General features: G+C 70.2%; 11 protein-coding genes. 2 read left to right on the top strand and 9 right to left on the bottom strand.

Translation table 11 applies throughout. The annotated features are described in order from the left end of the window. Positions 1 to 41 precede the first annotated feature (41 nt). Positions 42 to 959, bottom strand: coding sequence for a glycosyltransferase family A protein (locus tag WFH25_RS13225; protein WP_336698042.1), 918 nt, complete (start codon positions 957 to 959; stop codon positions 42 to 44). A 40-nt stretch (positions 960 to 999) separates the two neighbouring features. On the opposite strand from WFH25_RS13225, the gene WFH25_RS13230 reads away from it, so the two are divergent. Next, positions 1,000 to 1,896, top strand: coding sequence for a hypothetical protein (locus tag WFH25_RS13230; RefSeq protein WP_336698044.1), 897 nt, complete (start codon positions 1,000 to 1,002; stop codon positions 1,894 to 1,896). A 64-nt stretch (positions 1,897 to 1,960) separates the two neighbouring features. Here WFH25_RS13230 and WFH25_RS13235 read toward each other — a convergent pair whose 3' ends face one another. From WFH25_RS13235 to WFH25_RS13265, 7 genes are all read right to left on the bottom strand, one after another. Beyond that, positions 1,961 to 3,148, bottom strand: a complete 1,188-nt coding sequence (locus tag WFH25_RS13235; RefSeq protein ID WP_442892419.1) for a glycoside hydrolase family 1 protein — start codon at positions 3,146 to 3,148, stop codon at positions 1,961 to 1,963. An 8-nt stretch (positions 3,149 to 3,156) separates the two neighbouring features. Then, complete coding sequence (locus WFH25_RS13240; protein ID WP_336698046.1) at positions 3,157 to 4,029, bottom strand: alpha/beta fold hydrolase; 873 nt, start codon at positions 4,027 to 4,029, stop codon at positions 3,157 to 3,159. Beyond that, complete coding sequence (locus tag WFH25_RS13245) at positions 4,026 to 5,813, bottom strand: ABC transporter ATP-binding protein (protein ID WP_336698047.1); 1,788 nt, start codon at positions 5,811 to 5,813, stop codon at positions 4,026 to 4,028. The genes WFH25_RS13240 and WFH25_RS13245 overlap by 4 nt, the downstream gene beginning before the upstream one ends. After that, entirely contained in the window at positions 5,810 to 6,742 is a 933-nt protein-coding gene (locus WFH25_RS13250) for an ABC transporter permease (protein ID WP_070417090.1), read from the bottom strand. The genes WFH25_RS13245 and WFH25_RS13250 overlap by 4 nt, the downstream gene beginning before the upstream one ends. Further along, positions 6,739 to 7,719, bottom strand: a complete 981-nt coding sequence (locus WFH25_RS13255) for an ABC transporter permease (RefSeq protein ID WP_070417091.1) — start codon at positions 7,717 to 7,719, stop codon at positions 6,739 to 6,741. Before WFH25_RS13255 ends, WFH25_RS13250 begins: the two co-directional genes overlap by 4 nt. Continuing rightward, positions 7,716 to 9,446, bottom strand: coding sequence for an ABC transporter substrate-binding protein (locus WFH25_RS13260; protein ID WP_309888456.1), 1,731 nt, complete (start codon positions 9,444 to 9,446; stop codon positions 7,716 to 7,718). The genes WFH25_RS13255 and WFH25_RS13260 overlap by 4 nt, the downstream gene beginning before the upstream one ends. 265 nt (positions 9,447 to 9,711) lie before the next feature. Continuing rightward, positions 9,712 to 10,818: a LacI family DNA-binding transcriptional regulator gene (locus WFH25_RS13265; protein ID WP_070417092.1), complete on the bottom strand. Its 1,107-nt coding sequence runs from the start codon at positions 10,816 to 10,818 to the stop codon at positions 9,712 to 9,714. 208 nt (positions 10,819 to 11,026) lie between these two features. Between WFH25_RS13265 and WFH25_RS13270 the strand changes: the two genes are divergently transcribed. Further along, a complete protein-coding gene (locus WFH25_RS13270; protein ID WP_156794780.1) occupies positions 11,027 to 11,182 on the top strand; it encodes a hypothetical protein in 156 nt (51 codons plus the stop codon). Between the two features lie 81 nt (positions 11,183 to 11,263). On the opposite strand, the gene WFH25_RS13275 is transcribed toward WFH25_RS13270, so the two are convergent. Continuing rightward, the gene (locus tag WFH25_RS13275) at positions 11,264 to 11,965 is read right to left on the bottom strand and encodes a GntR family transcriptional regulator (protein WP_254789385.1); all 702 of its coding nucleotides are present in this window, start codon (positions 11,963 to 11,965) and stop codon (positions 11,264 to 11,266) included. Between the last annotated feature and the right edge of the window lie 30 nt (positions 11,966 to 11,995).

Raw genomic sequence — 11,995 nt, forward strand, 5'->3', positions numbered from 1 at the left:
TTCCCGTCGGTTCTCTTCATTACAACATGAAATGTGTTATATCAACAGACATCCCAGTGATCTTGGAGCACGATCTGCAGGTCGGCGGATGACCACAATGCCGCGCGGACGCGGTCGTTCCGACCCGCCCGGACGTTCTGGTCGAGCAACGCGGGCGAGGGGCGGAGACCTCTGATCGGCCAGAATCGCGCTCCGCACAGTGTGACGACGGGGAGCACCGGGACGCCGGCGCGGAGTGAGCAGTGGTGGAGCCAGGTGTCCGAGGAGCCGGGAGCGACATCCATGAACCCGTCACCCCGCTCGCGCAACACGTCGAGGAACTCCGGCGGGTAGAGGATCCCCTTGACACCCACCGCGTAGTTGCGCGGCGTTCGTCGCTCCGAGGTCGCCCGCCCCCAGCGCTCGTACGGCGCCACGGCGGCCCTGTCCACCACGATGCGGTTCACCCGGTGCGCCACGATCGCGTCCGGGTGCCGACGGTGGTCCGCGACGAGCGTCTCCAACCATCGCGGCGGGTAGAGCACGTCATCGTCGGCGGTGACCATCGGGAGCCGGTGCCGGGCGATGCTCGACACGTACGGGAAGTACTTCTTGTGCGGCCCGAGGTCGTCGCAGAGCCGCACCTCGACCCCGCGACGGCGAAGCCTGGACAGACCCCGAGGCGGTGAACTGACGAGCTCCGCATCGTCGATCCAGACGATGAGCCGCGAAGGTCGGACGGAGCCGCGTCCGATCGAGGCGAGCGTGAGGTGGACCGATCTCGCCCGCACGCCGAAGGTCGTGAGTGACACCACCGGCCCCCCGGGAGCGACCAGCGACCGGCGACCGAAGCGGACCCGGATCGCCGCCGACCCCATGCGGAGGTACGAGGAGAGGAGGCGGATCGGGTCGCGAGGAAGTCGGCGCATGTCCCCAGCCTGGATGATCAGACCGTCCGATCCGAGCTTTCTGCATGTCATATACACAGGGTCGAATCAGGTTGCCGCTAAGGTCGTCACCGTGCGATGGAGTCGAGTGGGCTGGCCCGCCGTCGGGTACGTCTCCCTCGAGGACGTCGACGGCTACCCCGAGCACCTCGCACGCCTGGTGACCGACGCCCCGCCGTCCGTGGCCGCCCTCGCGTCCGTCACGTGGAGCGAGTCCCGCATCCAGAGCTGGCGCATCGAGGAGGCCGGCCGCCACGGTGACGCCGGCGTCGACGCGACACCGACCCACACCGTCCACGCCGTGTTCGTCGTCCGCAACGACGAGGTGCTCGACACCCCGGACGGCCTCTGGCGCCGGTGGAACCACGCGCGGGTGTCCCTCCGCTTCGACCGCGCCGTGCTCGATCCGTCCGACACGGCGGCGCTCGACCTGCTGGCCGGTGACGTCCACGTCTCCCGCGGCGAGATCGCACACGTGGACGCCGACGTCTGGGAACTGCGCCTGCTCGTCTCCCCCACCGGCGAGCTCGCGATCCACTTCCGCGACGTCGTGATCGAGGTGCGGCCGGTCGCCGAAGAGGACTGGGCAGCGCTCGAGGCACGCCCTGCCCACGGCTGGCACGGCCCGGTCCCGGACGGCTGGGTCGAGTGGGCGACCCCGGCGGTGCGGGCTGCGGCGCACGGAGACGTCGGCGGCCTCTCGCTGGCGCTCGACGGCATCGGTCAGGACCCCGCTGGCATCGACGAGGTCGACCCGCGGTGGGGCTTCGCGCCGCTGCACGCGGCCGTCTGGTTCGACAACCGCGGCACGACCGAGGCACTGCTTGAACGCGGTGCCGACGTCCGGGTCGAGGACGCCGAGGGGCGCACCGCGATGGACATCGCTCACGAGCGCGGCTCAGGCCGGGCGGAGGAGATCCTCCTGGCCTGGTTCGACCGGCCGGCTCACGAGACGACCGAAGGCGACTAGGAACGGACGGGAGGCGGGGGGGCCCCGGGGCCCCCGCGCCTCCCGTCCGCTCTTCGGCTGGGTCTCAGACCGTGAGCGCGTTGGCGGCGGCGACCCGCCCGTACCACCGCGCCGAGTCCTTCGGCGTCCGGGCGAACGTCACCGGGTCCCACGACACGAGCCCGAACGTCGGACGGAAGCCCGACGCCCACTCGTAGTTGTCGAGCAACGACCAGTGCTGGTAGCCGAGGACCTCGATGCCGTCCTCGATGCAGGAGTGGATCCCCTCGAGGGCGCCCTGCGTGTAGGCCACCCGGCGGGAGTCGTCGGCGGTGGCGATGCCGTTCTCGGTGATCATGAGCGGCACGTGCCCGGAGAGCTCCCACGCGCTGCGGAGCCCGTCGGCCGAGGCCTCGGGGTAGAACTCCCACCCGGTCAGGGTCGTCTCGACGTCGTCGGCCACCGGGAGCGGGCCCGACGGTCCGATGAAGGTGCGGGTGTAGGCCTGCACGCCCAGGAAGTCGTCGCCGGCGGCGTTCTCGAGGTACCAGTCGTCGCGCGGGTACCCGTACTCGCGGAGCATCTCGTCGGCACCGGGCTCCCCGTTCGACCGGAACGCCTGCGTCGCGATGGTCCAGCCGGACTGCAGGCCGGACACCTGCGACAGGACCTCCCGCGAACGCTTGTGCGAGGCGAGCAGTGCGTCGGCGACCCCGAGGTCCGGGTTCGGCAGGCCGTAGGCGACCAGGTTCGCCGCGTCCTCACCGCCGGCGAGCATCGCCGCGATGTTCGGCTCGTTGATCGTGCAGACGTAGCGGACGCCGTCCTGCACGACGGGGAGCGCAGCCTCGGTGTAGCGGGCGAAGAGGTCGGCGGCGTCGGGGGCGCGCCAGAAGCCGTCGCGTTCGAACCAGCGCGGCACGGTGAAGTGCATGAGCGTGACGATCGGTTCGATGCCGAACTCGTGGCAGGTCTCGACCATGCGGCGGTAGTGGTCGATCTCGGCCCGGCTGACGAACCCGCGCTCGGGTTCGATCCGCGCCCACTCGATGCTGAACCGGTAGGAGTTCAGCCCGAGGTCGGCCGCGATGCGGATGTCCTCGCGGTACCGGTGGTAGCTGTCGGCGGCGTCGCCCGAGGGCTCGACGATGGTGGTGTCGGGCTCGTGCTCGTGCACCCACCAGTTGCTGTTGACGTTGTTGCCCTCGATCTGGTGCGCGGCGGTGGCGGCACCCCAGAGGAAGCCCTTCGGGAACTGCAGCGTGGTGATGATCGTGCCTTTCAGTGCTGTGACAGGAAGCGGTCGAAGGTGTGGAGCGTCGCCGACGGGTTCTCGACCTGCGGGCCGTGGTAGCTCTCGGGGATGACCTCGTAGGCGGCGCCGGTGTCCTCCGCCATCTGCCGCTGCCAGGGGATCGGCCAGGCGCCGTCCCACTCGCCGTGGGTCACGAGCACCGGGAGCCCGGTGGCGCGGAGTGCGGCGGAGGAGTCGGTGTGGTCCTCGAGGATGTGCCCGCCGGCGACGACGCTCGCGGGGTCGTGCGCGTCGAAGCGGTCACGGACGAACCGGGGGTCGTCGGGGAGTTCCTCGTCGGGCCGGTACGCCCAGAGCGGGTTGGTGGAGTCGAACAGCTGGCGGAGGTTGCCGCCGGTGTCGTGCAGGATCGTCAACTCGGCGACCTTGCGGTAGGGCCAGCCGTACGGTCCGGAGCAGAACTGCACCACGTCGCGGAAGGCGCTCGGGTCGGCGATGGCCGCCTCGCGGACGATCACGCCGCCGAGCGAGTGGCCGATGAGGTGCACGGGAGCGCCGTCGTCGAGCAGCCGTGCGACCCGGACGACGTCGGCGGCCTCTTCCGCCAGCGTGTAGCCGTCCGGCCCCGATGCGCGCGCCGAATCGGCCTGGCCGCGGCGGCTGATCGCCACCGCGGTCCAGCCGGCGTCCCGGAGGAGCGGCATGAACGTGCGCCAGTCCTCCTTCGAACCGGTGTAGCCGGGGACGACGAGGACGGTGCCCTTCGACGGCCCGGGAGGCACGACGCGGTAGGCGGTGAGCCGGCCGACGGGGAGGTCGATGCCGACGACGTCGACGCCCTCGGGGGTCGGCAGGTGGCCGAACGGCGGGACCGTCGGGAAGTCGCGGAGCGTGCTCATGCCAGCAGCGCCCGTCGTGGGTTCGGCACCGCGTCGAGCAGCGCCACCGTGTAGTCGTCCTGCGGGTGCTGCAGCACCTCGGCCGTGCGGCCCCGTTCGACCACGGCGCCGTCGTGCAGCACCATGATGTCGTCCGTGATGAGGCGCGCACTGAGCAGGTCGTGGGTGATGTAGAGGAGCGAGACGCCCCACTGCTCGCGGAGGTCCTCGAGCAGGGCGAGCACCCCGGCACGGAGCGTCACGTCGAGCATCGAGACCGGCTCGTCGGCGATGATCACCTGCGGGTCGGACGCGAGCGCCCGGGCGATGACCACGCGCTGGCGCTGGCCACCCGAGAGCTGGTGCGGGAGCTTCTGCGCGAACTGCTCCACCGGGGTCAGGCCCACGGTCTCGAGCAGTTCGAGCACCCGCTTCCGGGCATCGCGCCCGCGCAGGTTCGTGTAGTTCGCGACGGGGCGGGACAGCGTGTACTCGACCGTGTGCAGCGGGTTGAGCGCGGCGTACGGGTCCTGGAACACCATCTGCACCTCGGAGCGGAGGTCCTTCAGCCCCCGCCTCCCGAGCTTCGCCACGTCCGTGTCGCCGAACCGGACCGTGCCGGTCGTCGGCTTCTCGACGCCGGTCAGCATCTTCGCGATCGTCGACTTGCCCGAACCGGACTGGCCGACGAGGGCGAGCGACTGCCCGGGTTCGAGGGTGAACGACACGTCGCGTACCGCCTGCACCGGCTGCTCGCCGCGACGGGGTGCCGGGTAGGTCTTCACGAGGTGCTCGACCACGATCGGGTTGCGGGCGGCGCTGCGCTCGCGGGAGCCGACGGTGCTGAACGACGAGGTCGTCTCCTGCCGCTTCTCGCCTGAAGCAGCACGGACCGCCCGGTCCGGGAACCCCGGCAGCGACACGACCGACGCCCGTGGGTCGGCGTAGTGCGACAGCAGCATCTGCGTGTACTCGTCCTGCGGGTCGCGGAGGATCTCCTTCGAGCCGCTGTCCTCGACGATGCGGCCCTCGTGCATGACGAGCACGCGCTCGGTCGCCTCGAGGACGATGCCGAGGTCGTGGCTGATCAGGATGGCCGTGAAGCCCTCGGACTGCTGCAGCTCGATGATCGTGTCCATCACGGCGTGCTGCACGAGGACGTCGAGCGCGGTGGTCGGCTCGTCGAACACCATGAGCTGCGGCTCGAGCGAGAGCGCCAGGGCGATCGACACGCGCTGCCGCATGCCGCCGGACAGCTCTCCCGGGTACCGGGCCAGCATGGCGGTGGGGAGCTTCACCTTCTCGATGAGCTCCTTCATCCGGGCGTCCCAGCGATCACGCGACACGTGGCCGTGCGCCTTGAAGATGTCGATGAAGTGGTTGCGGATGGTCCGCACCGGGTTGAGCGCGTTCATGCCGGACTGCAGCACCATCGCGAACCCGCCCTGGCGCTGCTGCCGGAGGGCTTCCTCGTCGAGGTCGCGGATGTCGTGGCCGCCGAAGAAGATGTTGCCGCCGTTGGTCCGCGCCGGCGGCTTCTGCAGCCGGGTCAGCGCGTAGCCGAGGGTCGACTTGCCGGAACCCGACTCCCCGACCAGGCCGACGAACTCGCCCTTCCGCAGCTGGAAGGACACGTGGTCGACCGCCTGGACGGCCTCCTGGCCGGCCGATTCGTACACGACCGACAGGTCGCGGACGTCGAGCAGCACGTCCTGCGTGGCGCTCGTGGCGTCGGACGGGAAGCGCGTGGCGGCGCCGTCCCGCGCCTCCAGGCCGTCGATCGGTTCGGAACGCGAGCCGCTCATGCGGTGGCCTCCTTGCGCTTGCGACGCGCGCCTTCGCGCAGTCGCGGGTTGGACACGGCGTCGACGCCGAAGTTGATCAGGGTCAGGCTCATCGCGAGGAGCGCGATGCAGAGACCCGGGGCGAACAGCAGGATCCACTGACCGGTCAGCAGGGCGTTCGAGTTCTGCGCCCAGTAGAGGATCGTGCCCCAGCTCACGATGGACGAGTCGCCGAGTCCGAGGAACTCGAGGCCCGCCTCGGCGAGGATCGCGCTCGTGGCCGCGCCGAAGAACGAGCCGACGATGAGGCTCGTCATGTTCGGCAGGATCTCGCGGAACACGATGCGCGTCGCGCCGTCGCCGGAGAACTGGGCCGCGGTCACGAAGTCACGACCGCGGAGGGACTGCGTCTGGCTGCGCAGGACGCGCGCGCCCCAGGCCCAGCCGGTGACCACGATCACCGCGATGATGACCGCGATGCCGCCGTTCTGCAGGTACGCGGCGATGACGATCATGAGCGGCAGGCCGGGGATGACGAGGAAGAGGTTCACGATGAACCCGATGACCTCGGCGATCCAGCCGCGGACGTAGCCCCAGCTCAGGCCGATCGCGACGGCGACGAGCGTGGACAGCAGCCCCGCGACGGCACCGACGAGCACGGAGATCCGGGCGCCGTAGATGATCTGCGACAGGACGTCCTCGCCGGCGGCGGTCGTGCCCATCCAGTGCGCGCCGGTGGCGTCGGCGCTCCGGGCGAACCCGTTCTGGCTCGCGCCGTACGGGGCGAGGAGCGGGGCGAAGATCGCCACGATCACGAAGACGGCGAGGATGATGATGCCGATCCGGGCCTTGGTGTTGCTCCAGACGACGCCGAACTGGCGGGCGGCGGCTCGGAGTTTGCTCGGGGCGGTCGGTTCTTCTGCTTGCGTGCGAACTGCGATCGTGGTCATCGGCGCGTCCTCGGGTCCAGGACGCCGTAGAGGACGTCCACGATGAAGTTGGCGATGAGCACCGACACGGTGATCATCAGGAAGAGGGCCTGCATGAGCGGGTAGTCCTGCCCGATCACGGCGTTGAACAGCAGGTAGCCGATGCCCGGGTAGCCGAACACCTGCTCGACCAGGACCGAACCGCCGACCACACCACCGAGGGCCAGACCGAAGCCGGTCAGGTTCGGCAGGATCGCGTTGCGGGCCGCGTACCGGATCGCCACGGTGCGACCACGGAGGCCGTTCGCCTCGGCGAAGGTCACGTAGTCGTCACCGAGGGTGTTGATCATGGCGTTGCGCATGCCGATGATCCAGCCGCCGAGGCTCGTCACGAGGATCGTGATCGCCGGCAGGACCGCGTGCTGCAGGGCGTCCCCGAGGAACGCACCGTTCAGGCCCGGGGTCGTCGTCGCGGAGTAGGCGCCCGTGGTCGGGAACCAGTGCAGGACGTAGCCGAGGAAGAACAGCAGCAGGAGCGCCGTCCAGAAGTACGGGAACGTCGACATGAACGAGCCCGACAGGGTCGGCAGCGAGTCCAGCCAGGTGCCGCGCTTCCAGGCCGCGCCGACACCGATCAGGGTGCCGAGCACGAACGCGAGGATCGTCACGACGCCGACGAGGATCAGCGTGTACGGCAGGGCCTGGGCGACGAGGTCCCCGACGGGCTGCGGGTAGAACGTGTAGCTCGTGCCGAAGTCGAGGGTGATGACCTGGTGCAGGTAGCTGACGTACTGGTCCCAGAGGTTGCCGCTCGGGACGCCGAGCTGGGCCTCGATGGCCTTCTTGGTGGCGTCGGTCACCGGGCCGTTCTGGCTGAGCTTCGCGAGGGCGGCGTCGGTCGGGCTGCCGGGCATGAGTCGCGGGAGCACGAAGTTCAGCGTGACCGCGGCCCAGAGGGTCAGGACGAAGAGGACGAGTTTCTGGAGGATGTACTTCACTTCTGGTCCTCTTCGGCCTTGATGATCGCCCGGCCGGCTGCGCTGTCGCGGAGCCGCAGCTTCGAGAAGATGAGCAGCGGTGCCGAGTCGTAGTTCTGCGGCGCCATGTAGGGGTCCTCGGCGCTGGGCCAGCCGACGAACTTGCCGGTGTTGAACAGGCCCCAGAGTCCGCCGTAGTACATGCCGATCACGGGCAGGTCGTCGTACACGATCTCCTGCAGCTGGTTCAGGATCTCCTGCTGCTTCGCGGTGTCCGTCGTCGCCTTGTACTCGTCGAGGAGCTTCTGCGTGTCGGCGTTCTGGTACCGCTCGAAGTTGTTCACCGTCGACTTGCCGACCGGCTGGTAGAAGTCGCTGCTGAGCAAGGAGTTGAACGCCTGGTAGACGTCACCGTTGCCCATGCCGCCCATCGCCATGTCGAACTGTCCGTTGTTGATGTTCGACTGGTAACCGGCGGGCTGCGGCGCCTGGATCGACACCTTGATGCCGATGGCCGTGAGGTTGCGCTGCACGGTCTGCGCGGCGCGGAGCCAGTCCGAGTAGCCGTTCGCGGTCATGATCGTGATGGACAGCTGCTTGCCGTCCTTCATGATCTTGCCGTCCTGCTCGGTCCAGCCGGACTTCGCGAACGCCTGCTTCGCGGCGTCGACGTCCTGCGCGATCATGCCCTGGTCGGGGATGTCCGGGTTGAGGTACTTCTCCTGGTTCGGCAGGATCAGGCCGGTCTGGCCCGCCGCCGCCAGGTTGCCCTCGGACGCGGTCTCGGCGATGTCGTCGCGGTCCAGGGCGAGGGAGATGCCCTTCCGGACGTTGACGTCGTTGTACGGCGCCTTCGTCAGGTTCGGGATGAGGCCGATGACGCCGCCGGCCGGGAACCACCACGTGTTCGTCTTCGACGCCGCTCCCCAGGTGCCCTTCACGTCGGAGATGAAGGAGTACGCCCAGTCGTAGCCGCGCGTGACGGTGTCGAGCTGCGTGTTCGTCGCCGGGAGGATCAGGTGCTTGATGGCGATCTTGTCGGCCTGCCAGTACTTCGGGTTCTTGTCCATCGAGTACTGCTGGTCGGTGTAGTTGCCGAGCACGAACGGACCGGTCCCGACGGGGTTCGGGTCACGCCACGTCGTCGGGTCCTTCACGCCGCCGTAGTGCTTCTCACCGAGGATGTACGTCGCGCCGATGATGTTGAGGCTCGGCACGTCGTCGCCCTTGAGGTGGAAGACGACGTGGCCGTCCGTGCTCTCGATGCTGTCGATGTGCTGCCAGGCGCCCTTGACGTCCATCGCCGGGAACTTCTTGAGCAGGTCGAACGTGAAGACGACGTCCTTCGCGCTGAACGGCGAGCCATCCGACCACTCGACGCCCTTGCGGATCGTCATGTCGATCGTGCGCGCGTCCGGCTGGTCCCAGCTGCTCGCGAGCCACGGGGTGCCCTTGCCGTCGAGGGGGTTGATCTCGATGAGCGGCTCGTACATCCACTTGCTCGCCGTGCGGGCGTTCGCGATGTACGGGTTGAAGTTGCGGTCGAACAGCGGGTTGCCGTGGTCCGCGTTGATGAGCATCGTGTCCTTGCCGATGCTCGGGTCCGGCTGGGACCGGACCTGGATGCTGCAGCCGGTGGCCGCGAGGGCCACGACCGCGATGCCGGCGATGGCCGCGATGAGGCGGCCTCTCCGTCCCCGGCGGGTGCCCGGGGTGCGCGCTGGGACGCGCTGTGGGGGAAGCGTCATTGCTCGGTCGACCTCCGTGTCGAGTCGGTACGGAGACAATGTATGCGCTTACATCGCGTCGCGCAACCGGGCGGGTTGTTTCGCGGGGCGGCACGTGTGCGCGCGGTCCGGACCGCAGTGTGCGAGGTTCCGACCAGCGTGCGGGGGCGCGAGCGCCCCACGGTGCGCGGAACCTCGCACACTGCGGCGACGCGGGAGCTCGCTGCGGCGACGCGGCGACGCGGCGCCGCGGGACCGCGCACACCGACGCAGGCGCAGCCGCCACCTACAGCGCCGGCGGGCAGCTCTCGCGCAGGAGCACCTCGACCGGCAGGCGCATCGCCCGCGGCGGCCCCTCGCGGCGCTCCAGCCGGTCCACGATCGCCCGCACCGCCGCACGCCCGAGCTCCCCCATCGGCTGGTGCACGGTGGTCAGCCGCGGCGACGAGAACCGACCCGCGTCGATGCCGTCGAAGCCCGTCACGACGAGGTCCTCCGGCACCCGCACACCACGCGCCCCCGCGGCGTCGAGCACCCCGAGCGCCGACTGGTCGTTCGAGCAGACGATCGCCCGCGGGACGGCGTCCCCGTCGAGCAGCTGTGCCGCGAGCTCCCGAGCCCGCGCACGCCCGAAGTCGCCGTGCACGACACGCACCGACGACGCCGGCACCCCGTGGTCCTCGAGCGCCTGGCGGAACCCCGCGGAGCGTTCGATGTCGTCCGGCGAGTCGATCGGCCCCGCCAGGTACACGAGCGACGACCGGATGCCGAGCCGCCCGATCACGTGCGCGCCGAGTGTCCGCATGCCCGCCGCGTTGTCCACGCTCACCGAGTCGAACCCGTGCGAGCGCCGGTCGTCGGCGAGCACCACGACCGGGATCCGTCGGGCGACGTGTTCGAGCAGGTCGTCCGGCACCGTCTGGGCGAGCACTGCGAGACCGTCGACCCGGCCGGCGACGTCGTTCACGATGACGTCCCGCGAGGACCCCCGCCCCGCCGCCACCATCAGCGCCAGACCACGCTGCCAGGCCTCGGTCTCGGCACCGCGCAGGACCTCGTCGAAGTACAGGTTGGACGAGAACGGCTGCGTCACGTGCCGCCGGTCGTCGACGACCCGCACGCCGCCGTCCGTGACGAGGTCGGGGCGTTCGTCCGGCACGACGTCGAACCCGGGCAGCAGCAGTCCGACCACGCCGGTGCGCTTGCCCGCGAGGGCCCGTGCGTTCCCGGAGGGGACGTACCCGAGCGTCCGGATCGCCGCCTGGACCCGGTCGCGCGTGCCCTCGCGGACGGCGTCCGGCGTGCGGAGCACGCGGGAGACGGTGGCGATGGAGACGCCCGCCGCGGAGGCCACGTCGTAGACCGTGGGAGGTGCGGTGCGCTGCTCGGCCAAGCCCGTCCCTCCTGTCCGACGTCCGCTGGTGTCGTGCCGCGAGCCGCGCGGCCGGACCATCCTAGGCATGGTGCCGGCCGGGACTTTCCCACATGTGACGGAAACCCCTTGCGCGATCCGGACAGCGCGCGCGACACTGTCACGACCTCAGCACGTCCCGTGAGGAAGCGCACCAACGACGGTGCCCACACACACAGGAGAAGACACGATGTCCCAATCGACACGGTCCGGCAGCAAGAGCGCGATCCGGCTCACCACCGACGAGGCCGAGGTGCGCGACGCACTGCTCGACCACTCCGACGGCGGCAACGCCTGGATCTTCGACCAGATCGACGCGGCCGAGGACGCGGCGACGAAACCGTAGCGGCCTTCCCGGAGGCGCGGTGCGGGTCCGCCCCGCACCGCGCCCTCTGCAGGTGGGCGCGTCCACGGCACGGCCGTCGCGTCAGCGCTCGGTGCTGCCCACGATCGCCATGCCGGCGCCACGCAGACGCCGGCGCTCCTGCGCGATCCACGCCAGCAGCCGGTCGTTCGTGCCGGCGACGTGCGCCGCGAGCAGCTCGGCCGCGCGGTCCGCATCCCCGGAGCGCACGGCGTCGATGATGGCGCTGTGCTCCTCCCACGCGGCGTCGCGGGCCTCGGGCGTGCGCACCTCGATCCAGCGCGTGCGCTCCAGACGGGTGAGTGCGTCGGCGATGGCGTCGGTGATGAACCGGTTGCCGCCGAGCGCGGCGAGGTCGAGGTGGAACGTCGAGCCCATCCGGATGCCGGCCTGCTGGTCGGGCGTCGGCCGGAGGGAGTCGAGGTGGCCGCGGACCTCGGCGAGCTGCTCCTCGGACGCGCGTGCCACCGCGAGCCGGGCGGCGGCGGGTTCGAGGACGCCGCGGAGTTCCGCGAGCGAGGCGATCTCGTCGAGGTCGATCGGGGTGACCGTCCACGAGCGGCCCTCGTGCAGGATGAGCCCTTCGCGCTCCAGCCGCGACAGGGCTGCGCGCACGGGGGTCCGTGAGGCGTGGAACCGCGCCTCGAGCCCCCGCTCGGAGATGCGCTCCCCCGGGGCGATCTCGAGCGTGAGGATCGCGGCTCGGAGGTTGTCGTAGAGCTGGCTCGTCTGCGACACGGGCGCTGCATCGGTCGTCTCGGTCACGGCGATCCAGCCTAGCGGCGATCCGGACCG

This window comes from Curtobacterium sp. USHLN213, assembly GCF_037144815.1.
In the GTDB taxonomy this organism is placed as follows: Bacteria; Actinomycetota; Actinomycetes; order Actinomycetales; family Microbacteriaceae; genus Curtobacterium.